This window comes from Bradyrhizobium cytisi, from assembly GCF_008123515.1.
Lineage (GTDB): Bacteria > Pseudomonadota > Alphaproteobacteria > Rhizobiales > Xanthobacteraceae > Bradyrhizobium > Bradyrhizobium cytisi.
In genome coordinates, this window is record NZ_VSSR01000009.1 from 30307 (window position 1) to 55841 (window position 25535).

At 56.8% G+C, this 25535-nt stretch carries 22 protein-coding genes; 18 read left to right on the forward strand and 4 right to left on the reverse strand.

Features of this window, described 5'->3' with window-relative positions; genetic code table 11:
- Positions 1-248 precede the first annotated feature (248 nt).
- Entirely contained in the window at positions 249-1058 is an 810-nt protein-coding gene (locus FXB38_RS05110; RefSeq protein WP_187434670.1) for a glycosyltransferase family 25 protein, read from the forward strand.
- Positions 1059-1061: 3 nt separating this feature from the next.
- Here FXB38_RS05110 and FXB38_RS05115 read toward each other — a convergent pair whose 3' ends face one another.
- On the reverse strand, positions 1062-1886 hold the full coding sequence (locus tag FXB38_RS05115) for a glycosyltransferase family 25 protein (protein ID WP_148749686.1): 825 nt from the start codon (positions 1884-1886) through the stop codon (positions 1062-1064).
- A gap of 179 nt (positions 1887-2065) precedes the next feature.
- Here FXB38_RS05115 and FXB38_RS05120 point away from each other — a divergent pair, with 179 nt between their 5' ends.
- Positions 2066-3235: a glycosyltransferase gene (locus FXB38_RS05120; RefSeq protein ID WP_148749687.1), complete on the forward strand. Its 1170-nt coding sequence runs from the start codon at positions 2066-2068 to the stop codon at positions 3233-3235.
- Between the two features lie 90 nt (positions 3236-3325).
- On the forward strand, positions 3326-4585 hold the full coding sequence (locus tag FXB38_RS05125) for a hypothetical protein (protein ID WP_148749688.1): 1260 nt from the start codon (positions 3326-3328) through the stop codon (positions 4583-4585).
- A gap of 34 nt (positions 4586-4619) precedes the next feature.
- Here the strand turns inward: FXB38_RS05125 and FXB38_RS05130 are convergent, their stop codons facing one another.
- Positions 4620-5741, reverse strand: a complete 1122-nt coding sequence (locus FXB38_RS05130) for a glycosyltransferase family 2 protein (protein ID WP_148749689.1) — start codon at positions 5739-5741, stop codon at positions 4620-4622.
- Positions 5742-5895: 154 nt separating this feature from the next.
- On the opposite strand from FXB38_RS05130, the gene FXB38_RS05135 reads away from it, so the two are divergent.
- The 12 genes from FXB38_RS05135 (at position 5896) to FXB38_RS05185 (ending at position 19304) form a co-directional block, all read left to right on the forward strand.
- The gene (locus FXB38_RS05135) at positions 5896-7815 is read left to right on the forward strand and encodes an HAD-IIIC family phosphatase (protein ID WP_148749690.1); all 1920 of its coding nucleotides are present in this window, start codon (positions 5896-5898) and stop codon (positions 7813-7815) included.
- A gap of 44 nt (positions 7816-7859) precedes the next feature.
- Complete coding sequence (locus FXB38_RS05140) at positions 7860-9299, forward strand: MBOAT family O-acyltransferase (protein WP_148749691.1); 1440 nt, start codon at positions 7860-7862, stop codon at positions 9297-9299.
- Position 9300: 1 nt separating this feature from the next.
- The gene (locus FXB38_RS05145; protein ID WP_148749692.1) at positions 9301-10434 is read left to right on the forward strand and encodes a hypothetical protein; all 1134 of its coding nucleotides are present in this window, start codon (positions 9301-9303) and stop codon (positions 10432-10434) included.
- Between the two features lie 49 nt (positions 10435-10483).
- Positions 10484-10723 carry an acyl carrier protein gene (locus FXB38_RS05150; protein WP_148749693.1) on the forward strand — a complete coding sequence of 80 codons (240 nt, stop codon included), beginning with the start codon at positions 10484-10486 and terminating at the stop codon, positions 10721-10723.
- A complete protein-coding gene (locus FXB38_RS05155; RefSeq protein WP_187434671.1) occupies positions 10698-11183 on the forward strand; it encodes a VOC family protein in 486 nt (161 codons plus the stop codon). The genes FXB38_RS05150 and FXB38_RS05155 overlap by 26 nt, the downstream gene beginning before the upstream one ends.
- A 22-nt stretch (positions 11184-11205) precedes the next feature.
- The gene (locus FXB38_RS42575; protein WP_187434672.1) at positions 11206-11655 is read left to right on the forward strand and encodes a hypothetical protein; all 450 of its coding nucleotides are present in this window, start codon (positions 11206-11208) and stop codon (positions 11653-11655) included.
- A 91-nt stretch (positions 11656-11746) separates the two neighbouring features.
- Positions 11747-12820, forward strand: coding sequence for an ABC transporter substrate-binding protein (locus tag FXB38_RS05160; RefSeq protein WP_187434673.1), 1074 nt, complete (start codon positions 11747-11749; stop codon positions 12818-12820).
- 4 nt (positions 12821-12824) lie between these two features.
- A complete protein-coding gene (locus FXB38_RS05165) occupies positions 12825-13808 on the forward strand; it encodes an NAD-dependent epimerase/dehydratase family protein (RefSeq protein WP_148749696.1) in 984 nt (327 codons plus the stop codon).
- Complete coding sequence (locus FXB38_RS05170; protein WP_148749697.1) at positions 13808-15280, forward strand: O-antigen ligase family protein; 1473 nt, start codon at positions 13808-13810, stop codon at positions 15278-15280. The genes FXB38_RS05165 and FXB38_RS05170 overlap by 1 nt, the downstream gene beginning before the upstream one ends.
- Positions 15281-15348: 68 nt before the next feature.
- Entirely contained in the window at positions 15349-16029 is a 681-nt protein-coding gene (locus tag FXB38_RS05175; RefSeq protein ID WP_148749698.1) for a hypothetical protein, read from the forward strand.
- Between the two features lie 106 nt (positions 16030-16135).
- Positions 16136-18550: a polysaccharide biosynthesis tyrosine autokinase gene (locus tag FXB38_RS05180; protein ID WP_148749699.1), complete on the forward strand. Its 2415-nt coding sequence runs from the start codon at positions 16136-16138 to the stop codon at positions 18548-18550.
- A gap of 10 nt (positions 18551-18560) precedes the next feature.
- A complete protein-coding gene (locus tag FXB38_RS05185; protein WP_148749700.1) occupies positions 18561-19304 on the forward strand; it encodes a hypothetical protein in 744 nt (247 codons plus the stop codon).
- Positions 19305-20044: 740 nt separating this feature from the next.
- Here FXB38_RS05185 and FXB38_RS05190 read toward each other — a convergent pair.
- Both FXB38_RS05190 and FXB38_RS05195 read right to left on the reverse strand, forming a co-directional pair.
- Positions 20045-21148, reverse strand: coding sequence for a polysaccharide biosynthesis/export family protein (locus tag FXB38_RS05190; RefSeq protein ID WP_187434674.1), 1104 nt, complete (start codon positions 21146-21148; stop codon positions 20045-20047).
- Between the two features lie 228 nt (positions 21149-21376).
- Positions 21377-22909, reverse strand: coding sequence for an undecaprenyl-phosphate glucose phosphotransferase (locus tag FXB38_RS05195; RefSeq protein ID WP_187434675.1), 1533 nt, complete (start codon positions 22907-22909; stop codon positions 21377-21379).
- Positions 22910-23092: 183 nt separating this feature from the next.
- On the opposite strand from FXB38_RS05195, the gene FXB38_RS05200 reads away from it, so the two are divergent.
- The 3 genes from FXB38_RS05200 to FXB38_RS05210 all read left to right on the forward strand — a co-directional run bounded on the left by FXB38_RS05200 (position 23093) and on the right by FXB38_RS05210 (position 25534).
- Complete coding sequence (locus tag FXB38_RS05200; RefSeq protein WP_148749702.1) at positions 23093-23695, forward strand: hypothetical protein; 603 nt, start codon at positions 23093-23095, stop codon at positions 23693-23695.
- A gap of 74 nt (positions 23696-23769) precedes the next feature.
- Positions 23770-24084 (forward strand): hypothetical protein, encoded by a 315-nt coding sequence (locus FXB38_RS05205; RefSeq protein WP_148749703.1) that lies wholly within the window; start codon positions 23770-23772, stop codon positions 24082-24084.
- 142 nt (positions 24085-24226) lie between these two features.
- Positions 24227-25534, forward strand: coding sequence for a hypothetical protein (locus tag FXB38_RS05210; protein WP_148749704.1), 1308 nt, complete (start codon positions 24227-24229; stop codon positions 25532-25534).
- Position 25535: the final 1 nt, after the last annotated feature.

Genomic DNA, 25535 nt, shown 5'->3' on the forward strand with positions numbered 1-25535 from the left:
ACCTTTCTCAAATCCAGCGTCATTTACCGACGGGGCGCCATCGATGTCCAGATCATGCTCCGCATTGACAGCTTCCGGGCGGGCGTTCAGGTTGCCCGGGATGTCGACGTCAGTGAGGCGAATATCCTACATTTTGCGGGTCCTTCCATGATTGCGGTCGTCAAGTGGCCGGCAAAGGCAGAACGCGGTTGCTCTCGCTCGTTCCATCGGCTACCCGCTAAGCTTGCTGCAGATTGGCGAGGAAACCCGTGACGGCCGGATTTGCCCCACCCGCGCTCATTATCAATCTTGATCGCGACATTGTTCGATGGCGAAGCCTGTCGGGCGCCCTCGGCGGGCTCGGCATTGCCTATCAGAAGGTTCGCGCCGTCGACGCTCGCAAAAAGATCAACCTCATTCGCCGCATCGTTGATCGCGAGTTCGTCTATCCGTCCGAAAATCGTAATCTCACCGATGCCGAGATCGGTTGCTATCTCTCTCACATCTCCGCGTTGAAGCGCATTGTGCGGCAGAATCTGCCCGCCGCGATGATCTTCGAGGATGATGTCGTTTTCGACGATCAGTTCCAACAATTCTACCAGAATGATCTGCCGGGATTCCTGGCGGTAAGCGATATCGTGAAATTCGAAGGCATTCACTACCCCCACACATCGAAATCCGGATTCCTGATTGCGCAAGGCGCTACGAGTGAGCTCGTTATTCGCGTGAAACCAACCCTTGGCGCCGCCGCCTATGCTGTCACGAGAAACGGCGCCATCGCCTTGCTCAGGGCCGCCTCTATCCCCGATCGTCCCTATGACCATAAACTCGCTTACTACGATCGGCATTGGGTCGATTACGCTGAGACGGAGCCCTTTCTTGCGCGGCAAGCCGACTACACCAGCAATCTCGAGCACGAACGCAAGGTATTCGATCTCGACGTTGATGCTTCCCGGCGGCTTCGGCGACTGCAGAATAAACTCAGAGCACCGAGCCGTGCCGCGCTGCGGTTTGCCTACATCGCAAAATTCCTGATCAAGCGCCGGCTGCGCACACCGAGGCGAGAGTCTCTCGCCTGACGGTCACAGAGCTTGTGCCGGCGTACGCCGAACGCCCCGACCAAATTTGGCATGCAGGACATTGCGCGCCATGACGATTGGCCTGTGCAACGCACGGCCCAACCAGCCTGCTCGTCGACGCAATTTATTGATCGTCGACGTGTCAGCCTTGGATTGATCCCACTCTTTTCGCCGATCGATCTCGATATTGCTGACGACCGGCGCTTGCTGAATCAACAAGGGCCGGATCTCGCCAAACGTAGCGCTGTATCCTTCATAGCCAACCAAAAGGTGATCGGTCGGCCAATCGAGCACGGAAAGGCGGTCTAACAATGCTTTCGCACCACGCAGGTTGACCGCATATCCGGCCGAACCCAGCGTAGGATTCAGGGGCACTATCAGTTTTGTAAACTTCCCAGCGGATATCACCGGGCCGGTGCGGGACGTGTGATCGTAGAAGATGCCTTCCAGCTTAACTACGTCGCAACGCGCCAGATAATGCGGCAGCTCAGTGCGATAAAATTCCACAAAGCTGTCCGAAAACTCGGCATCATCTTCCAGGATGACCGCCCGATCGATGTTTTGTCGTACCATTCGACGCAAAATGCCCATATGGGACAGCGTGCAACAGATCTCGCCAGTAGTAAGCGGACGACCGATCTTCGTATTGATGAAATCCCTTCTGATCACGGAGCGGATCAAGGACAATTTGCGTTTTCCGTCGATTGCCGAAAATCGGCAATAGGGCAGCCCAGCCCGAACCATAAAGGTCCGGATGCTCTCCCAACGTTCCTTGTCACGCGTCAGGTTAATGATGAAGATCGGAATATCGGTCTCGTTTGCCATCATGGTTCCGAAAAGGCATGGGTCTTAATCGTGCAACGGGCGAACTGTAGACCAAGCATGCAGCGAGTGCTAGTTGGAGGTCAGGCAGCCAATTGCCAAATCGAGCGGGTTCACCAAACCTCGCAATCATGCTGCTGACATCATCATGCTCTAGTCTACATTGGATCTCTTACGGTTGAGCAATGAAGAACATTCTTTGGATCTGCGGACGATTGCCTACGCCGTTATTCACCGGCGACGCACTCTACTCTGCGGGCCTGTTGAAAGCGCTGGCGCAGACCAATCAGGCAGCAATCACTCTGGTCGGGACTCGCAGGACTGACGAGCCGGTAGGCGACCATATCCTGAACCTGCCAAACACCATTTGTGTCGACGTTCCTCCCACCCGCTCATCAGGCGTCCGAAGTCTGCTTTCGCCGCTTCCGCGAGATGCTTTCAATCTGAGTACGCCCGAACTAAGCCGGTCTCTGGCAAAACTGCTGCAGCAGAATTGGGATTGGATCGTGATCGATCACGCCTATTCCGCAGGGCCGCTCTCCGCAATTCTGCAAAACCGCAAACGCGCCTCGATCTGCTATATCTCGCATAACGCCGAAGGCGCCATCCGGCCGCGGATCGCCAGCAGCTTCAACAACCCGCTGCGCCGGACGCTCATGCGTCTGGATGCCGAAAAATATCGCAGATTGGAGAGCAGAATTCTGCAAAATGCAGATACTGTCACGTGCATCTCCGCCGAGGATGCATCCTACTTCGAGCGGTTCTCAAAGCACGTCCACATTGCTCCACCGGTCTACCTTGGCTCTGTCAGCCCTCCCCGTCAGATCCAATCCGATTGCCCTCGCTCATTGCTGCTCCTGGGCTCATTTGAGTGGGGCGCCAAGCAAAGAAACCTTGAATTGATCGTGGAAAGTCTGCTGCCGGCTCTCCAGCAGAATGGAGTCACTCTCAACGTCGTGGGCACAGTCCCGCCGCACTTTCGCGATCGTTTCAAGAGCTTCAGCCCGCATTTGACGTTCCATGGACGTGTCGACGATGTTTCCCCATTTGTCGCGTCCTCCCGCGGGGGGCTGGTGCCGGATTTGCTCGGCGGGGGATTCAAACTCAAAGTTCTGGACTATGCATTCCAGCGGCTGCCGATATTCGGTTTGCGCAACGCGCTGGCCGGCACCACGGTCACGGAACAATCGGCTATGTTCCCTGCGGACGGCTTGGACAGTCTCGCCGAGACCATCATTCGCAACATCGATGATCTTGCCACGCTCAATCGAAACCAGGATTCGCTGTTCGAGTTGCTTTCCGCCCGGTTCGGCCTGGAAGCCGGAACCCGTTATCTTTCAAAGGTCTTCCTGTGAGGGGAACGGCATTGTATCTTGGTCGGCAAGTCGCCCGGGCGACTCCAAATGGATCGGCTTCGAGGCCTGCAGACTGTTGACGGACGCTAGATGAGTTCGACCACTGCCAGCACCATGGACTCGGCATCAGGCCCGATCTCGGGACTTCAGTCGGAATTCGAACTGAACTCGACCGGAAAGCGCTTGATCTCGATCTCGATTTTCTCCGTCCTCTTCCTTGGCCAAATTGCTTACAACATCGGAGAATTTCCGCTCGCGGGTGATCTGGTCTGTTACGCTCTGACGACAGCCTACCTGTTAGCCTCCGGATACGCCGCGCCGATCGTTCCTTCCCTGTTTGTGTTCATAAGCGCAATCGCCCTCGCCGCGTTTCGTATTCCCTTCGCGACTTCCGGCACGTCCTGGAGCTCGCTTCTGCTTCTGACCGTGCTCTACCTACCATTGTGCTTCCGTTTCAAATGGCGTCCCGGACTTGAACCTGTTCGGGATTACACGCTGAACGCCTATGTCGTGGCGGCGTCCGCGATCGCAGCAACGGCCGTAGTGCAAATCGCGCTGGTCAATGGCCTTCACCTCAAGGTACTCGCGAACATTTACTTTATATTACCCGCATCATTGCGCGGCGCCGGCTTCTACACTTTCTTCCGTGAAGAAGGAGGCATCGTAAAAGCCAACGGATTCTTTCTTCGTGAAGCGGCCGATCTGTCCCTTGTAACGGGGCTCGCCCTCCTCATCGAATATCGTACCAGAAAGAGATTGATCGTATTGGGACTGCTTGCAGCAGGCTTGCTCTGCTCGTTCTCCGGCTCAGGATTGATCGCAGTGTTCGCCGGTTTGCTACTACCCAAAACGGCAAATCGCATTCCTGCCTTCGTCGCCTCTGCCGTCGGCGCGGTGCTATTCCTCGTCATTCTCTCCAATCTGGAGCTCCCGTTTCTCGCCCCGTGGTTTGACCGCCTGTCTGAGTTTGGAAAGTCCGGAACGAGCGCTTATGCCCGATTTGTGGCCCCAATGGAGATGGTACAAAACAGCCTCGACGGCGGGATGTTAAACACGTGGCTCGGCAAGGGCGCCGGCAGCTTCTTCCGGGACCTCTCGCTGGCCCGATTAACCTATGAAGTGGCCGATCCGACCTGGGCGAAGGTAACTTACGAATACGGCCTGCTTGGATTTGTTCTGCTGCTGACGCTGGTCACGATCCGACTGTATTCGAGTTCCCTGAGGGTCGAGGCCTGCCACTTTTTACTGGTGAGCTGGATTGGCTTTTCGTTTCTGCTCAAGCCAAATTACTGTCTCTTGATCTGGCTTCTGACCCTCGTGCCGAACGCACGTCGGCTGTCCAGGCCATGACGCCCGTTGTGCCGATATCCCACCGTGGAACGCACTACCTCACCACCCTAAAAACATTGAGAGCGGCCCTCATCAATCTGGGGCGGCTTGTTGGTGCGTAGCGCCAACTTGCGAGGGAGCGGGAAAGCTGCTTGGGGCCAGCCACCACCGCTATAGTCCAGAATAACAATGACATTCGCTGAGTGTATGAAAAACCCTGCGGATAGGACAGGGCTCGGAGAAAGTCAGCGATAATGCGTCCTGCGCTGTCCTTCGCGATCGGATGACGGTCGGGCCGCAATGCGTATGACGCAGCGCGCAAGCAAAGAAACAGCATGTTTCTGTTCAACGCCTCAGGGGCGACGGACAACCCAACACTGGCCGCGAACTCGCGAAAATACCCAACCCGTCGCCGGGTGACATCCACTTCTCGGGCGAAGCGGTTGTCTTCCAATTCCAAAAATGCACCGTGATTTGCGCCGTGGACGCGGTAATCTACGAGCGGTTTGGGAATTGTGATAACGTCACCAAGCGCGGGGGCCGCCGTCACCAAATAGCTGTCGGGCGCCCTGTCCACGAAGTCGGTCTTGAAACTGAAAATTTGATCAACGACCTCACGCGGATAAGCATTGCCAGACCCCGGCGGGGTTGGGTAGACGCCCGCAGTAATTGCCCACTCCCGAATTTGTTGAGGCGTAGGGGTTACAAAATACTGTGGCTGAATACTGCCCGTTGCATTTCCATCTGCATCAATTGTTCGCATTTGAAACTGGAATTTGCTGGCTTTTTCAGACCAAACCGCCGCAATTTCGGTCATTACGTCGGGATGTAGCGCATCATCGGAATCCAGAAAGATAATGACGTCGCCTGAAGAATGGTGGAATCCATTCACGCACGAGGGCATTTGGCCGGAATTTGCCTGTTCAATAAGCGTAATTCTGTCCGCAAACTTTCCAATCACCTCAAGCGAATTGTCTGTCGATCCATCATCGACAACGACCACTTCCACCTTAGGCCATCGAATTCCCAACGCACTCTTGATCGCCGCGCCTACAAACTTTGCATAGTTGTAGTTCGGGATGACGACGGAAAGAGCCAATTCACTCGGATCCCGGGGCATTTCGATCCTGACTGACGAACATTCTGGTTGGTCCATTCTCACGCCAGCTTCCTTCATTCAAGGACACCCCAACCGAGGCGAAGGAGAGTCGCGTGTGGTGAAGAGCCGCGCCACGAAACTGTCTAATTGTGTTCACGGATCTGACCTAACTGGCATGGTACGCGATTTGCTAGTACAACCACAAATCTACGAAGTAGACTTGGAAGTGACGATGTCCGCTGAACTGTATCGGGAACTGTCTTGGCTTCCAAGACCGCCCGAGGATTTCTCTGCTCGCTGCAAAGATCTTTTGATGAACGGGGCCGAGTTGGGAGGCCAAATCCGGTTTCTTGCGACCCACGCGCTGGATGAGCGGCAGCTTTCGCGATTGGGACGCGCGATTGTCTCGGCCCGCGAGCAGGGACGGTCCCTGCAACCTTTAGCTCCATTTCGGCTTGGCCTGATCGGAAACGGCACCCTGGATCTCATGGTCCCCGTCCTGATTGCCACGGCCGCGCGCCACGGCTTTGCCCTCGAATGCATCACCGGCGCGTACGATCAATTCCTCCAGGACGCCTTGCAGCCGGACTCACGTCTCAACACATCCCGACCAGATGCGGTCCTGGTTGCACTCGACCACAGAGGCCTTGCGCTTCAACCGAGCCCTGGTAACGAACAGGTCGCCGCTCAGACCATCGACGCCGCAATTGGCCTCCTCGACACCATTCGTGCGGCGATTGCGCGCAACAGCGGCGCTGTCTGCATCGTCCAAACACTTGCGGCTCCTCCGGAAGGACTGTTCGGATCCTTCGATCGCGCGCTGGGCGGAACGAGCAGAAACCTCGTTGATCGCTTCAATCAAAAGGTGTGCGAGGCGGTCCTCCAGTCAAACGATCTGCTCCTCGACGTCGCAGGCGTTGCTGAAACGGCTGGCCTTGCAGACTGGCATTCCCCCGCGCAATGGAATTTGGCGAAACTGCCATTTTCCGACGATTACGTTCCGCTCTACGCGGATCACGTCTGCCGGATTATTGGGGCGATGCGCGGCAAGAGTCGCCGATGCCTCGTGCTCGACCTCGACAACACGGTTTGGGGTGGCATCATCGGCGACGATGGACTTGAAGGTATTCAGATCGCGCAAGGCGACGCCACAGGCGAAGCGTTCTTGTCGGTCCAGCAGCTTGCCCTCGCCTTGCGCGCACGTGGCGTCGTTCTGGCCGTAAGTTCGAAAAATACGGATGCGATCGCACGGCGTCCCTTCAAGGAGCATCCGGATATGCTGCTGAGGGAGGATCACATCGCCGTGTTCCAGGCAAACTGGGATGACAAGGCAACCAACATACGTGCGATCGCAAAGGAATTGGCGCTTGGTCTGGATTCCTTCGTTTTCCTCGACGACAATCCGGTCGAGCGCGGCCTGATCCGGCGTGAAATCCCTGAAGTGGCGGTTCCCGAACTAGACAGCGATCCCGCCGGCTACGCACGCACCTTGGCGGCAGCAGGCTATTTTGAGGCGATTGCTTTTTCCGATGAAGATCGCGCGCGAGCCGACATGTACCAGGCAAACGCCCGTCGGTTGAGTTTGCAGGGACAGACTTCGGACCTTCAGTCCTATCTGCGGTCGCTGGAGATGCGCATCGTGTTCGGCTCCTTCGAGCGCACGACGAGGTCGCGCGTTACACAGCTGATCAACAAGAGCAACCAGTTCAATCTGACCACTCGCCGTTACACCGAGCCCCAGATCGAACAGCTCGAGCACGACGGTGATGCGATGACGCTGCACGTCCGGTTGCTTGATAAGTTCGGCGACAACGGGATCATTTGTGTCGTCATATGCCGCCTGTCCCGCCCGGGCGCCTGGACCATCGACACCTGGTTAATGAGCTGCCGGGTGCTGGGACGGTGCGTCGAACGGGCGGTGCTTGCTGAGATCTTGTTCCGTGCACGCGCTGCGGGCATCTCGACCCTGGAAGGCCTTTACCTTCCAACCGAGCGAAACGAGATGGTCGCCGAACATTATGGAAAGCTTGGATTTACGCGGATAGAAACCGCTTCCGACGGCAGCAGCCGATGGGAGCTGAAAACCGATGCAGAACTCGGCGACCTGCCGATGACTGTGGAGCGTGAACAACTGCAGCTGCAGCCTGCTTAAAGCCCATCTTTTCCCGCAAGCCTTTACGCCCGAGCTGAACGTCGATGAGCCTCACATCTCCTCTGTTTTTCGCTTTCCTGGCCGGAGTCATTCTCGCCTATCACATCAGCGAGTCAGTTCGGTATCGCAGGCTGGTGCTGGGATTCGGCAATGCGATCTTCATCGCGAGTTACCTCACCGACTACATCCAGATCCTGCCCCTGCTTGCTTTTCTGCTCTTGGGCTATGCGTGCGTTTCGATTCTTTCCGTCTGGAAGTCTTCACTTGCGCTGGGTCTCGCGGTCCTTGGCGTCCTGGCCTGCTATGTCTTCCTGAAGCGGTTTTCCTTCTTCGATGATCTCGGGCGTCTTCCCTTTCCATATTTGACGATCGGGCTGTCCTATATCCTATTCCGAATCCTGCACATAATGGTCGATGTCCATTCGGGGGACCTCGAAGAGCGAATCGGGCCGACCGCATTCTTCCGCTACACGTGCAATTTTCTGTGCTTTGTGTCCGGTCCAATCCAGCGCTATCAGGACTTTCGCGCCGCAGATGGGATCGCCGTTGTCAAGCTCGACGCGGAGACCGTATTCCAGGCCTTTTCCAGAGTGGTTGCCGGCTACGCGAAATTTGTAATCATCGCCGCTGTGGCAGAGTACGCGTTCTCGTTCCTGAAGCCGCAGCTACTTCAGGCTGGCGACCCGTCGTTCGCGAAGCTGTGCATGCTCTATGCTGCCACCGCTTCGCTCTACACCGTGTATCTGTACTATAATTTCTCCGGATACATGGACATAGTTCTCGGCAGCGGGTTTCTACTCGGTCAGGCCTTGCCGGAAAACTTCGACAAACCCTTCTCCGCCCGCAGCTTCCTGGAGTTTTGGCAGCGTTGGCACATGACGCTTTCACAGTGGTTCAAATTCTATCTATTTAATCCGCTCGTCATGCTCCTGATGTCTTGTTTTCCTGCGCCCGCGCTCACGGCCTATCTTGGCGTTTTCGCATTTTTCATCACATTTCTCGTGATGGGCGTTTGGCACGGGACCACGGCCGTGTTCGTCGTCTACGGATTGCTGATGGGTGCTGGCGCCAGCATCAATAAGCTGTGGCAGGTCGCTTGCGCGGACCGCCTCGGAAAGAAGCGCTACAGGACGATGACCGAGACCTTGGGCTACGTCTATTTTGCGCGCGGCGTCACCATCAGCTATTTCGTGTTGGCCTTGACATGCCTGTGGACGCCAGAATTGTCGGATTTCACGCGTTTGATTGGCCGGCTTGGCCCTGCCGGGATGTCGGCTGCGTTTGCCGGGATTGCGCTTGCGTTTGGACTGTTCTGGTGGCTGGCTGATCAGATCGCTCCCCACCTGACTGCCCCAGCGTTTCTGGCAAACGCGCGCGACAGCCTTGTCGGCCGAAACTTGACGCTGGCGAGCCAGATGATGGTCATCGTCGCGGTCACCGCGTTGCTCCATAAGTCTCCCGACTTCGTCTACAAGGCGTTCTAAGTTGAGATATATCCTTCGCCAGATCGCGGTGACCTTTACATCATTCGCGTTTCTCTATGTTCTGATTGGCGGCCTATCCTTCCTGGTGTTCCCAGACCCTTCGCACGGAGGGCTTCGCGACTTCCAGGTGGCAGAGCGCACACTGTTCATGACCGTGCCGAAGTACGTGCTCCTCGGGCGCAGCGTGCTCGACACTCCGGACCCCAAGGTACTTATCGTAGGAGCCTCCAACACGGCCGTCGGCTTCATCCAGAAGCTCATCCAATCGAAACTGGCGTGCGGCAAGGTCAGCAATCTCGCGATGGGCGGCGCAAACATATCGGAGGCGGCTCAGATCATCGATCTGGTGCGCGAGACGCAGAGCAGCCCGGGTGCCGCGCCCAATACGTTCGTCATTGGCGTCTGGTACGGGATGTTTGCGGATTCCGATATCAGATTTGCTGATCCCGATCGGAATCGCGGAGAATCCGACCTCGATATTGAGAAGTACCGATATGGCTTCTACCGCCGGACCGCCAATGGTCCCGTGGCGGTCCTACCTTCAAAGTGGCTCGATGCCGGCGTCATGGCGATTCGCCCGCTTCTCCTTGTCGAGAAGGTTGCGCGCGAAGCCAGAACGGGCATCAATCTGCTCCTGACCGGACGCCGGTCCGCACAACGGACCGAGGTTGAACGTGAGGCTGCGGTGATGTCGGAACAGGACAAGAAAAAAGCTTTGGAGTATTGGCAGGAGAGCATGGGGTTCAAGGGCGCGATTTCCGAGACGCAGTTCAACCTGCTTAGGAGCACGGTTGCGTCATTGCTTGATTCGGGAGAGCGGGTGGTACTCGTCGATCTTCCGATCCCATCATGGCACCGCGACGCAAGTCCGTATCAGCCCGGCTACGAACAAAAGCTTCAGGAATTGTCCGGGCAATTCAAGGAACGGTCAAACTTCATCTCAATATCGATGAGCGATCTTGACGGAGATTTGGATTACTCTGACGAGGTGCATGCAAAGCGACACTTGGCCAACGTCTGGTCGGAAAGATTGGCCAGTGTCTTGAGTTCTTTTGCCTGTCAGGAGAAGACTAACAAGCCGAAGGTTTCATCGCGAGCTCCCGAACAGGCTACGGCAGCATCGTCCGATCATTGAATAATCACCAACGGTCGATGCGCGAACGTCGACGTCAAGGATATTCACTATGGATCAAGCTCAAATCTACGCGAAGCTCACATCTGTCTTCCGCGACGTGCTCGATGAGGACAACCTCGCCTTGACACCGGAGACCATGGCCGATGACGTTGACGGCTGGGATAGCCTGTCTCACATTCGTCTCGTTCTAGCGGTCTCGAAGTCTTTTGGCGTCAAGTTTTCCGCATCCGAGATCGGCGGACTGAAGAACGTCGGCGAGTTTGTTGAGCTCATTCAGAAGAAGATCTGAGCTCGAAGTGTCGGAATCCCGCAAGATTGCTCCAGCCTTGACTAACCTTGCCTTTCATCACTTCGGCCTGGCTGTCGCCTCTCCGGATGACGCATTTCGCTATCTGGCGTCGCTTGGCTATACGGCAGGAAATTCGGCGTTTGATCCCCTACAGCGAGTCAACCTTGCCATGCGTCATCATCCGACGATGCCTGACATTGAGGTGATTTGGCCCGGGGATGGTCCGTCCCCGATTGATATGCTAATCAAGAAGACGGGCACCATGATCTACCACTTATGCTATACGTGCTCCGACGCTGACGCGGCACTTGCCGCCCTTTCGGCCGCCGGCATGGAAATTCTAACGGTTAGCCCCCCAACGCCAGCCATTTTATTCGGTGGCCAGGACGTTTCATTTCATCATATTTCGGGTTTCGGTCTCATCGAGATATTGCATACTGGCTCGCGCCTCGAACAGTGAACGGCCAGCAGATGGACAGTCGATGACAAGCAAGACCGTTCGCAAAATTTCAGCGCAAGCAGTTGGGTTCGGGTTGCTGCTCATCGCGCTGACGTTTCCCGTCAGATCAACTCGAGCTCAATTTGGGCGAACGACTGCGCCCATCTCTGGTGGTACTGGAGTCTCAGCACAACCAAAAAATGCCTTCCAGGGAATGACTGGAACGTACGCGGCCCCGCACAAAACACCGGATGGCCGAGCCTGCATCGCAGTGAACCCCATGACTCGAGCGCAGATTATCAATCCCAAAATCATTGATCAGATCGTCATCATCAACAACATTTGCGGCCAGTCGATCAAAGTCCAAGTCTGCTATGGTGGGAGCAGCGATTGCATTGTTGTACCTTTGGGAGGATACCAGAGAATACAGAGGGCGTTGGGAGTTGGGGCGGGCTCGGCTTCCTTTAGATATGAATACCGTGAGTTATACTGAATTTCCTGCGGCCGCTGTGTTCGGGCTCCCCTGCATGCTTAGGGCGTCACCTGAGATATCCACTGGCTCGGTTCCGAGCACGGACATACTGATGAAGAGAGTTCGACCCAAACCCCATACGGCTCGTTTCACATCACGCGTCGTTGCCGGGTTTGGTCTTGCCTGCGTATTGGCCACGTTCGTTTTCATTTGGCTGACATCCTCCCCAAGCGAAGGGGCAGAGCTTCCGGCCGCGGCTCAATACAAGCTCAAACTCAATCGCGCCATATCGCCCGCGTCGGCTGGAACGATTCTGGCCGCATCCGACGCTCTGTTCGCGCGGGCAGGCCTTGACGTGCGCATGGTAGCCGGCTCAGGGGATGGTGACGCAATAGCTGCTGTTTCGGCCGACGAAAATACCATAGGGGTCGCATCGGCCGCGGCGTTCCTCAAAGCGCGATCGGAAGGGCTCGCAATTGTCGCCTTCGCCGGATGCTATGCGACGAGTCCAATCGAGTTTTTTACCCTGCCCGACACCACGCTGTTGCGGCCATCGGATCTGGAGGGAAAGCGAATAGGGTACAAAAGGGGACCCGAGCTTTCTGTCGTTCTCTACGAGTTTGTTGCGAAGAACTCCCTAGCGCAAAGCAAGCTCCTCCCGATCGAAAGTGAGGAGCCCGTGCAGGATCTGCTGGACCGGAAGATAGATGTGCTCCTTGGTCGCCTCGACATTGAAGGTCAGGAGTTTGCGCGGAGGAACATAGAGTACAAGACGCTAAGTCCCGCCTCCTACGGCGTGCACGCCGCAGGACCAGTCTACTTTGTTCAAGAGCGCACCCTCGGTAAGCGGCGCACTCTCGAGAAGTTCGTCATCGCGACCGCCGCGGGCTGGAGCGCTGCATACGCTGACTACGACCGAACAATTCCCATCATCGCCAACTCTATCGATACGCCTCTTTCGCGGCTGCTGATCACTCGACTCATGGATGCGCAGCGTGGTTTCTTGCGCCCCTATGGGACAAGGTTTGGCGAGCTGGACGAGAGGCGCATTCGCGTGCTCCATGCACAGCTTTTGCAGCGACGTCTCCTACAAGAACCGGTCGATCTGACCCGCGCCGTCAACTACGACGTTCTGAAAGAGGCCTATCGTAGCGAGGCGAATAATCTAAGTCGCGATGAGCCCTGATCAGATGTCTAACGCTACTCAAGCTATCATTTTTGGCGGCGCAGGCTTCATTGGAACCCATCTGGCAACATGCCTCGTGGCATCGCAAAGGTATAAGCGCGTCGTGTCGGTCGACATCGGCCAGCCCAGAGCCAATGTAGCCGGCGTCGAATATCTGCACCACGATGTGCGGGAGGCCATCGATTCCGGCATTTCGGACGGGAGCCCCACCGACATTTTCAACCTAGCTGCGATCCATGTTACGCCTGGGCACCCGGACGGTGATTACTATTATACGAACGTCCTAGGGGCGGTGAACGTCTGCAGATTCGCCAACGCGATCGGCTGCAGCAACGTAGTCTTCACAAGCTCCATCTCGATCTACGGACCAAGCGAAGCAGCGCTCGATGAAGAGGCCACGCCGGCGCCCGTGAGCGCTTACGGGCGCTCAAAGCTCGCGGCCGAGAAGATCCATCTGCTCTGGCAATCCGAAGCCTTGGATCGGAAGCTGACGATTGTTCGCCCTGCCGTCATCTACGGACTTCACGAGCGGGGAAATTTCACCAGGCTCTCACGGATGATGGAACGGAATGCCTTCGTCTATCCGGGGCGGACAGACACCATCAAATCGTGTGGCTACGTGAAAGATCTTGTCTCATCCATGATCTTCATGTCGAGCCAGAATGACGGCGTCCGCATCTATAATTTCTCGTTTGAGCACAGGTACACAATCAGCGAAATCTGTGCTGCGTTCTCCCGGGTCGCTGGCTACAAAAAGCCGCGGCTGACCATTCCAATCTGGTTCATGAATCTCGCCGTACTTCCCTTTGAAGCCTTGCAGTCGGCTGGCCTCAAGACGGGCATCAATCGGGACCGCGTAAGGAAGCTATGGTTCTCGACGAACATTCTGCCTAAACGACTTGTCACAAGCGGCTTCAAGTTTTCTTACGATTTGGAAAGCTCGCTCATCGAATGGAAACGCGGGTCGGCTCTGAAGGATTTTGATTGATGGGTCTTCTTGATCGCGACCAACGATCTTCGATCAAGAACAGAGCTGATGTTCCTACAATCGGCAAAGAAAAGAAACCCAGCTATACTGCCATGTTGGCGACGTCCGGGCTCTGTATCCTGGTTGCCCTGGCGCCGCTTCCTTTCGCCTCCATGGATATGCGGATTGTTGCGGTCTGGGTATTGTTGCTTTCTGCCGTGCTTTTGCTGACCGTCCCGCAGGCGATTAGCTCGCGAGACCTTGCTTTCCTGTACGGATTTGCGGCGATCTCTTTGTCTTGGGCATTCGTCGTCAGCGAACAATTGGATCACACGTCACCGCTGTCGCAGCGACTGATGGCCCCAATCTGGGAGCAGACCTCCGCAGTCCTGGGCGAGCAATTGAACGGCTCGATTTCCGTAGCCCTCAATCAGCCCTTCTTCTCGGCCGGATCACAGATCGCCTGCCTCCTGTCTATGCTGTGCGGATATCTTGTTGGCCGCGACCGGCGCGCCGCCCGCCTTTTGCTAATGTCATTTTTGGGATCGACCTTGGCCTACGCCAGCTATGGACTGATTGCCCACATCTTCTGGCCGGACTATTTGCTTTGGCACCGCAAGTACAACTATTTGGCCTCGGTCACTGCAACCTTCATCAATCCGAATGTTGCTGCTTCCTATTTCGGGGCCGCAACCATTGGGTGGGTTCTCGTCTTCTCTAGCATGAGTAGCGATCGTTTCTCCGGACCGCCGCTATCGTGGCGCGAGGTGATCAGGTTTCGCCTCCACACCTTCTCGCCACTAAGAACCTTTTGTCTGCTGGCGTGCTTTGCAATGCTTTCCACGACGATGCTGACCGGATCGCGCGCGGGATCCGTCCTATCGCTGCTTTGTTTGGCCGGAGCCGTAGGAGCTTATTTTCGCCGAGGACTAAAGAAGCGCAGGCTCCTGTGGGTTTTTCCGATCGCGGCCATGCTTTTGATTGTCGGCGCCATTTCGATCCTTGCACCCTTGGTCAACCAAAGATTCGGAGTCCAAGGATTCTTCGATTCGGGGCGGTGGCAGGCCTACGTTTCGACGATCGGAATGATCAGAGACTTTCCCTGGCTCGGGTCCGGCCTGGGGACCTATCGATGGGTCTTTCCGGAATATCGAAGCGGCGATATTCCGTCATATGGAGTTTGGGAACAGGCGCATAATTCGACGCTCGAAGCGGCCGCCGAAATGGGCATTCCCTTCGCCTTGTTGCTGGGGATCGGTTGGCTCGCTTCACTAGTCGTTCTGTTCCGAGGAATGTTGGGGCGTAATCGTGACGCGATCCTCCCGACCGCGGCCTTTTGGATTGGCCTATTGGTGATCCTTCATTCGCAGGTTGATTTTCCACTGCAAGTTCCGGGCTTTGCTCTGGCGATCTGCCCCATTTTGGGCATGGGCATGGCTCAATCATTTTCGAGTAGAGCCAAGGTGTTAACCTGTCCTTCCAATAAGTCGTGAGCCGCTGTACATTTGCCTAATTTTTCTTTAAAAACACCGAATTAGCAGGTTTGGAAGAGGCTGGAATTATGAGCATTTCTGGACGCCGGTTGTCGTCAAAGCTGATCCTCTCGGCCATGTTTTGTACGTTTGCGTTGTGCCTGCCCGAAGGCGCGTTCGCCGCTTGCGTGAACGATCCTGATACCGCACAAAAGGCAGCTGGCTTTACAACGAACCCGTCCTCGTTGCTCGAAGGGCCAAATGGACCTCGCAGCCCGGATGACGTGGCCGCCGACGTACAAACCTTCGTGGCGTCCTATCCTCAGGCGCTTCCTGCGGTGCTGGCCATTTTGAAGGATCTGTCCAACAAGGGGGCTTCGACCTCCGCTCTTCAGAAGGCTATCGGGACCGGTCTTGGAAAGGCGGCCAACGTCTGCAAGACGACCGATCTGACGTTTTCCCTCGAGATCCAAGGCGACCTTGGTGCCACGGGATCGGCTGATGCCAACGCGCAATACGCGGCCCTCACCGGAAACGATCCAACCCGAAGCGTGGCTCTCTCAGGCGCCACAACCGGCTCCTCGGGCGGCGTCGGCGGCCAAACGTCACCGACGGGCGGAACATCGGGTACCGGCTCGTCCTTTCAAACTTTTGTCGCCAACAGCGTGTCCAACAATCCGACAAATTATTTTAGTTCAAGCGTTAGCGGTGCGGGCTCAGCGGGCGGAACGACCACGACGATCGTCTGCACCGTATCAGGTTCGTGCTGAGTTTTGGGCCTTCCTTCAACGATCCATCCGAATTTTTCGGCGCTCGGATGCGGTCGCTTTGATTTTGAGTAGCCGCGACGAATATCAGTCAGGGTAGACGGGCCGGATGCTCCAAACACGAATTCCAAATTCTCATGCCTCGACGCAAATCCAAGGCAACGACACGGCGTCGTATGAACACGCCTTTTCTGTAGCCCTTGGCCTGATCACTCGGCAATACCCGGTGATGATCATCACGGTACTGCTCTGCCTTGGCATGGCGGGCGTTTACTTATTGACCGCACCCAAGCGCTACACCGGCACTGCCGTCCTTCTGATGGACAGCCGCAAGATGCAGGGTCTGCAAACGCAAGTCGGAGCAGCAGGAGACAGTCCGATCGACACGGCCATGGTCGATAGTCAAGTCGAAGTCCTGAAATCCGAGACCATTGCCTCGGCGGTCATTAAGGACTTGCGGCTCTTGGATTCTACGGTATTTATGCGCGAGGACGCGGGTTTCTTAAGCGAAGTGACCGAGCTCTTGGCAAGCTTCTTCCCGGAAGAGAAGCCCTCCGATGATGGGCTCATGCGAACGGCCATCGGACGCATTGTGAATGGGCTGACCATCAAGCGCGTCGCCCAAAGCTACGTCATCGAAATATCATACCAATCGCTCTCGCGGGATCTGGCGGCACAGATCGCAAACGCGGTCGCAGAGAATTACATTACCGACACCCTTGAGTCGAAATACCAAGCCTCGCGCCGCGCCGCGGTATGGCTCCAGGATCGCCTGAAGGAGCTTCGTGCCCAGGCTTCCTCCGCCGAACGCGCGGTGGCCGATTACAAGGCCAAGAACAATATAGTGGATGCCGGCGGTCGCCTTCTGACTGAGCAGCAACTCGCCGAGATCAACAGTGGTCTAACCGAGGCCCGCGGAAAGCGGGCGGAGGCGGAGGCCAAGCTGCAACGGATCACTGCAATTCTCAATGCTGACGAGAGCGACCCTCAGGTCATTTTGAATGATTTGGCGACTGTCAATGATTCAATGGCCAATCCGGTCATTACCAAGCTGCGCGGAACTTATCTTGATTACGCAGCTAAGGCATCAGACTGGTCCAATCGATATGGCCCAACACATTTGGCGGTTGTGAACCTGCGCAACCAGATGCGCGAGATCCGGCGTTCCATCCTGGATGAGCTTCGCCGGACGGCTGAGGCCTACAAGAGCGATTTTGCGATCGCCAACGCTCGCGAGGAAGCGAGCCAAAAGAGCCTCAACGATACGATCGCCGTATCAAATGATACGAGCCAGGCCCAGATCGTGTTGAGGGATTTGGAAAGCAACGCGCAAAGCGCCCGCGCCTTGTCGGATAATTTCCTGCAGCTCTACATGGTCTCGGTGCAGCAGCAATCTTTCCCGATAACGGAGGCAAGGGTCATCACTCAGGCCGCTGCCCTATCTACACCGAAGACCTCCCCCAAGACGGCCTTGGTTCTCCTGGCGGGTATCGTCGGTGGCGGCATTCTCGCGGGTCTGGTCGCGATCTTCCTTGAAATGCTCGACCGCGTCTTCCGGACCGTCCATCAGGTCGAAAGGCTGCTCCAGACCAATTGTCTCGCCTCTGTCCCGATCGTTGGTTTCGGAGCAGACCAGGCCGCAAAGGGCACACTGAGCAGCCTCAAGGGATGGTTGCCGTTCCTGCGGGATTGGATGCCGAATTCGCGGCCGGGCTCTCGTCCGACCGTTGCCACCGGCCAGCCGAGCCGCGCCATGGAGGCGGGACCGAATCATGTAACTCGCCCGGGCGGCCGGCAGCTTACGATCGACGACAGCGTTGCGCGCTTCGCGATCAATTCGCCATTTTCGCGGTTCGCAGAAGCGTTTCGTTCGATCAAATTGGCGACCGACCTGAGCAACTTTGGCTCGCCTCATAAAGTCGTCGCGATCACTTCGGCTCTTCCTAACGAAGGGAAATCGACGGTGAGCGAGGCTTTGGCTCAAACCACGGCGCAGAGCGGATTGCGCACCCTTCTCATTGATGGCGACATCCGTAATCCAAGCCTAACCCATCGTCTTGGTCGTTCGGCAGACGTCGGCCTCATCGACGTCGTGTTCGGGAAGGTAGACTTAAAGGACGCGCTCTGGGTCGATCCGCAGACCAATCTGCACTTCCTGCCTTGCGTGGTAACCTCACGGTTCTCGAACTCGAGCGACCTGCTGGCCTCCGCTCAAATGCAAAAGTTCTTTCAGGATCTGCGCGAGCAATATGACCGCATCATCCTTGATCTCAGCCCATTGGCGCCGATTATCGACGTGCGCGCGACCGGTACGTTGGCCGACTCGTACATTTTGGTTATTGAATGGGCGAAATCGAAGCTCGACGTCGTCGAGCGTGTCATCCAAGAAACGCCAATGGTTCGTGAGCGCCTCATGGGCGCGGTTCTCAACAAGGTGAACGTCGCCGCCATGAGCCGTTACGACACGCACAGCGGTGGCTATTACCGCAACCGATATTACTCACGATACGGGTACGTGGACTAACCGGCAGCGAATGGCCAATGCCGTTGGCAGATCGATCCTCGTACTGATCGGCCTGTTTTCAGCAGGCTGGGCTGTACTGTTTTTTTTTAGTCCAACTCGGGACGTGCAGCTGGACAACATTGCCAACGCGGTTCTCTCAGGGACCGTGTTTGGGCGTAATCCGATTGCCGAAACTGCACTGGCTTTAGCCGAAAATCGGACAACCTGTAATCCTCGGGAAATCAGGGCGGCGGCGATCATCCGCCTGCGTCTCTATGAGATGGCTGTAAACTCCCTTGATGCGCGCCTTGCGAATGAGCGCCTAAGCTCGCTTCGTTCGTCGGTAAGAAAAGCCCTAAGTTGCGTCCCGACCGACGGGCTCTTATGGTTCATCGAGTATTGGAGCGCGATCAATCAGGGCGGCCAGGTCAGCGAGCACCTCGACGAATTGCGGATGTCGTATCGCCTTGCACCGTATGAGGGCTGGATTGCTTTGCGGAGCCCATATGTGCTGGCGATCTATGACGCACTTCCAGCTGACCTGCAGGAGAGCGCACGCAAGGAATTTGTAGCCATGGTCCGAACGGGCTTGATCCGCGACGCGGTCAAGGTGCTGAAAGGAGCCGGATGGAGACACCACGATGTGCTTTTGGCCGGCCTCGCAACAGTAAGACTGGATTTTCGCCTTCAATTGGACCGCGCACTGAGGGGCGAAGGGCTGATCGCCGATATTCCTGGCGTGGAGCCCCGCGAGTTCAGGCCCTGGCGATACTAGCGGCGTTCGAAACGACCCTGATCTGTGCCGGTCTCGGGGCGCCAATAAAACTCAGCCACTTCTTCAACTGGTGCCGCTGATGTCAAATTACGACGATGGTCCGTCCTGGTCGTATCTTGGGCAGCTCGACCTTAAACAACCAACCTATGTTTGGTTGTTTAATGTCACGCCTAATGGAAACACGGCTTACATCCGCACGAGTTTTTCAATCAGATGGCAAGGCAGGCGCTCTGTTTGCGTTTGACCTGCGCACAGCGACCACCAAAACCCTCTGTAATTTTGCCGACCTGGACCCCTCCCTTAGGAACCTGAACGCGCATACGGGATACGATGCATGGGACCCTGAAGGGCGATTCTATTTCGCAAGCTTCGATGGAGGCTCGCATGCGCATGTGATCATTACGCGCTTAGACATTCGTCCGCTGGAGGCGGCGGCCGGGATACCGAGCAAGCATTGAGCAAGACCGCGGTCCGGGCGTCACCCGAAGCACGTTAGGCTGGGACCTATGAGATCGTAGGATAACTTTTGGAACGTCACATCCCGGCGTCTTGTGCTTCTTCGGCCGCATCATCCCCTCCGATGCGTCACAGAATCACGGTCCGCAGCAAATGGGAATCTACCAACAAAATCGCAGGGACGGCCTCAACCTCCCAATCCCCGCAATCTCAAACCGCCTCAAACCCAAAGAATAGGCTCCCGCTCAATCGCTTTGAGTTTTGTTCACGGACGATTCAATACACTATTGTCTCGATGTGATCTTGAGGATCTGCGCGTTGTTCGCTGTGACAATCGTATCGTTGGCAGTTGCGATCACGACACGAACGAACTGCAGGAATTTGGCCGTATCAACCGTCGCCGCATTGGCCGCGAACAGCACGTCCTTGTCCCGCATGTCAAATTTGGTCGCAAGGAAGTAGGCAGCCGGATCCCTGAAATCCGCGTTGTAGACGATCGGCACCGTGGGGCCGACGAACTTGGAACAGTCCACACCCAGCCGCTCCGCGAGCTCCCGGGGCTCCCGGCGGTAGACGTAGACACCGCTGGGCTCGGCTTGGGCGTCCAGCAGGCCTCCGGCCTTGGCCATGGCCTGCGCCATGTTGATTTTCCACATGTCGAACGGGAACTGCCCCTGCGCGCCAGACGCACCGAAGGCCAGGAAGATCTGCGGCTCGCGATAGACATAGATCGTATCGCCGGGATGCACCCAAATATTGTTCATAGGGGTGTAAACCAAGGCCCCAAAGGGAACCGTTGCGCGCTTTCCGTGACGCTCAAGCGTCACCCAGGTTTCCCAGCCCTGCCCCTTCGGGCCTCCGGCCCGGGAGATGACGTCCAGGATGCGCTCGCCGGCCGCGTTTGCGGTAAGACGCGTCGGCGTATTGACCTCACCGAGGACGCTGATCAGTGACGTATTTTGGGTGATCAGCGACACCACCACCTGCGGTTCGATGGCACGATTCCCGATTGCCTTGACGATGTCCTGTTGAATTTCACTTGGCGTACGGCCATTCGCCTTGATCGCACCCGCATACGGCACCGTGATGAAACCGGCCGAATCGACATTTTGGTTTGGCAGCGAAACAAAGTTACCCGGGCGAACGCCCGCCTCGGCTGGGATGAACAAGCCGCCTGCGGCCGCCTCGAAGATCGATACTGCTACGACGTCGCCAATGCCGAATTTGATGGACGGCGGCGGACGATTGTCCGGGAAGGATCCAGCAATAGCTCCAGGACCGTATTCCCTGACGATATCGACGACCGTGGGGGTGAGCTTCACCAGCCCGTATTCCGGGCCGTTGACTGTCTGCTCGCTCTTGATGACGTGGTCCTCAGGACCCGACATGGGCATAATCGAACACCCCGCCGAGCTGAGCAGGACAGCCGAAAGCACACTCGCCAGGACGAAGCCCCGTTTCACCACCACCCAAGTCCCCAATTTATCAGTCCGCAAACTCAGCGAATTCCCCAAGCGAGTCAACGAACAGCGGACCCGAATACCCGGTAGCGACGACGATAACCTGAAGATGTTGCATCGCGGTTACAGGGCGCACAGCTGCCCCAACAGACAGGCTCAATACGCATTCCGGCGGTTTGTAAGTTCCAGACAGGTGAGGAGGAGGACCTTAAGGTCAAGCGCGAGGCTCCAGTTATTAATGTACCAGAGGTCGCAATCGATCCGTCCCTTCATTTGCTCCACGAGGGCGGTCTCGCCCCGATAGCCCTTGACTTGGGCCCAGCCGGTAATGCCCGGTTTGACATGGTGCCGGAACGCATAATCCGACAGCAATCTGCCATAGTGGCTATCATGCGCCAGCGCATGCGGCCGAGGCCCCACCAGCGACATGTCCCCCATCAGAACGTTAATGAGTTGGGGAACCTCGTCGATGCTGCTTCGACGGAGGAGCCGTCCAAACCTGGTGACCCGCGGATCAAACCGCTTGGCCTGGACGACCGTGGCACCATCCTCCATGACGGTCATCGTCCTGAACTTGAAGATGGAAAACTCCTTGGCGTTGAAGCCGTTGCGCTTCTGCCGAAAGAACACCGGTCCAGGTGAGTCCAACTTGACGACGATCGCGCTCAAAATCATCAAGGGAGCGAATACGACCAGCCCAACCAAGGCTCCGACGATATCGAGCAGGCGCTTGGATGCCTGCTCCGCCCGCGACAGCGGTCCCCGCTGAATTTCCACCGAAAGTGAATTCTGCAATCTGAACGAGGGATTTCCCGCCAGCGAACGGATTCGCCGGTCCGGCAGCAATCGAACCGGCAGCGGCGAGATCCTGAGCCCATCGCGGACGAGTTCGACTTTGCGGGTATCGCTCCAAGGAAATGCCAAGACGATTGCTTCGGCTCCTCGAGTGCGTGCGACCGCGATCGCGTGCTCCAGCGTGGCAGCCTCGCCCGCACTCATCGCAAACCCGCCTCCTCGTCCGGCCGGGAACGCCACCCGTTCGACTTCCGTAAAGCCATATTTTCCGAGCAACTCTTCGAGACCAAGCGCGGCCAGCTCCTCGCCGGTGCCCAGTAAAACGGCACGCTGGCCCTTTACCTGCCCGTCAGCCACCACCCCGGCCACGATGCGTTTGGCAAACCGCCGCCAACCCACCAGAAGAAAAGGCGCAAGCAGACTGAAGCAGATAACAGAGCCGCGAGAGTAGACGGCACCGCTCTTCATCAGGAAGGCCAACGATGTAAACAAAAGGATAACCAGGGTCCATTGCGCGAAGATTCGGCCCGCATCCCTTCGCTTCTTCGCAAGCGCGGCACGGAGATCATACAACCCGGTCGAGTAGCCAATCAGCACGTAGAGCAATGCTGCAACGGGGCCAACTCCGAGCACTGGCTCAAGGTGATCAAGCCCGCTATTGGCAAGGATTTGGTAGAGTCCCGTCCCAACCACGCTCGCAAACAGGATCACGGCGGCGTCAAACGACGCAACCAGATGCGCAAGAGCGGAGTAAGGGATTTTAATGCCAACTCGGCGGTCCTGCAGATCTTCGACCAATCGAGCGTTGTCGATTGGACCCTCCAATAACGCCGGCTTGTCGGGCGCCGTGTGACCGTCCGTCGAGTCGGTCGAGATTGAGCTCTGAGGGAACAAATTCGCCTCCTTGACAATGCCAACGCTTAATTGAACCTGGCGTCCACCAGCAGATCATTGGTAATATTGCATTGCAATAAAATAATGCGATGCATTAATTCAAATTTGAAGAATGGAGCCTGCTAGTGCCAAAAAGGTGAGCAGGGAGTCAAGTCAACGTTTGCAACACCACTCCGAGTTTCGATGAAGAGCCACCATTGCGTCCTCGCCATCATTGCGCTGGTTTCAATTTCCAGCGCGCAGTCAGAGCAGACCAACTCCGGAACGCGGGGGTGCATCACCGGGGTTGGAGTTGCTCGGCAGCAAGAATGCGACAGCGAAGTCTCTAAACAGGTGGGCAGCGGCAGCAACATTATCCTACTCGATGGGGGATGGCAGCTGGTCAAAACCAAGAACCCGTCAGGCGGACCGGATGCGGTCTCTGTTATGCACGTTGCTGATGCGAAGAGGTCCGACATTGGGCTCGCGGGCCTCAGCCTCCAATGTGGCCGGCAAGGCATCGAAATCCTTCTAATCATCCTAGAGCGGATGTCGCGCGGCGAGCCGAAGGTCACCCTGACGTCAGGAAACGGCCGAATTGCCGTGTTTGATGCATCCGTCGTGCAGGCAGGCCAAGCTCTGTTGTTGCCTCGCAACGCTGCGGAGTTCGCAACCCGTGATTGGCAGCAGGCTAACGAGCTCTCTGTCGAAATTGAGGGAAAGTCCACTTCGATCCGCGGGACGATCCCGATCGGCGGACTTGCTGTCGCTTACCGATTGCTAACCGAGAGCTGTCCTGCGCGATGAGGAGTCGAGTTGTTCGGGAACCAGTTGATGGTTCCTTAGGAAAGTAGGTGGAATGGTGGCGCCGGAGACACACAATGACCCCGGTTGCCATCTTTCTATTTCTCGCCGGCGCAGTTCTGGCTTGGCGTTTTCGCGTGTGGATTTTGGTGCCTTTCAGCCTGATCGCGATCATTGTCACGTTCCTGACCCAGCTATCGCTCGGTGCAGGACTAGCTGTCGCGTGTGGATATGGGTTGCTGATGGGATTTGCCCCGCAAACCGGCTATGCCTTCGGCCTGTTGGCACAAATCACGTTGCTGGCCCGTTATTCGCGGAAGCAAACATTTTCTCGCAAGGCATCCGTAGCCGCGCTCTACAGACGAACGTCAGCCGATCACTCCGGACGGTAAATGGCCTGCAGGTTTTGCGTCCGCAGACGCAACCGAGCCAGCAAAAAGGCGTTTGGCGGCGCTGACGACGCATGCGATAGTAAATCAATCTGCGGATCGTCGCCGGCTCGTCCTCCTCCCCTCATCATTTTAAAGTCTTCAATTGTCGATCGCCTTTCCCCTTCTGATCGCGCTGTTAGTCGCAACTCCAGCCGCCCTATTCATTAGCTACATCTTCATCCAGCACACCCTCTATTTGCTCGCCGCGATCATGCTGGCGTCGGTCGCCATTGCGGCGAGCCCGGCGGATATCACTGCCGCTGCGGCGCTCCGCAGATTTGCTTGGGCAGCGCTCTTCCCCATCCTCTGGATGCTGCTTCAGATTGTTCCGCTTCCAATTGCATCGCTTACGAGTCCAATCTGGCCCACCGCAGCGGTCGCACTAAATGACCCCTCTTTGGCCAGCCGAATCAGCATCGATCCGGGAAGTACCTTGCGCAGCCTGACGTGGTATTTGGCCCTGTTATCACTGACCATCTCGACGATCCTGATCGCCAGAGATCGAAAACGGGCAGAGATCCTTCTGCTTGCGCTGACGGGCGCGGCGACATTCATTGCGCTTGAGAGCTTGGCCGGTCAAATCGAGTTACTCGCGACAGCCGTGCCGGACATCGGCAGGTCAAATGGCCATTCCTTTGCTGTCGTAGCGGTCATTGCTGCACTCGGAAACAGTGCGACGATTGCCATGGCAATAGAGCGACATTCAAACCGAGCCGGCGCCGTCCTCCCTCTGAGCACTCCGCTGCTGTTGCGCATGGCCCTCGGCATCACGGGAATCGTTGTTTCCCTTGCTTCCTTTGCTGCACTCGGACAGGGACTGCTGCTTGAGCTGACCGGACTTGGGTTTGCGATCATGCTTTTTGTTGCAACCGTCCGCCGCCTTGGATTCCGGCCCTGGCCATCGGCAATCTTGGCAGCAGTCCTGATCGCAATGGCAACCGTGACAACGCTATCGCTGGCACGATCCACCCCTTTCGTTGATCTCCTGGGCTTTGTTAGATCCGACGATCAAGCATCTCTCGCCGTGGCGCGGCGCGCCATGTCCGACAGCTCCTGGACTGGAAGTGGCGTCGGTACGTTCGCGCGGGTCGCGCGGATTTACCAAGATTATGGTGTTGGTAGCACGCTTACTGCCCCTTCGACGGCAGTTTTGGTTGCCATCGAATGGGGACGCGCGGCCATGCTAATTCTTGCAGGGTTTACGCTTCAGCTTTTCTTATTCGCCTTGCGTGGGGCCGTCGGACGCGGACGAGACTCGTTCTTCGCGTCCGCAACGGCCGCCATCGTGGTTGTCGCCCTTTGCGACAGCTTTGTCGACGTAAGCATGTTAAACCCGACGGCCCAGATCATACTCGCCGCGGTGATTGGCCTAGGCCTTGCGCAAAGCACGGGACGAACCAGCTCAATCTAAG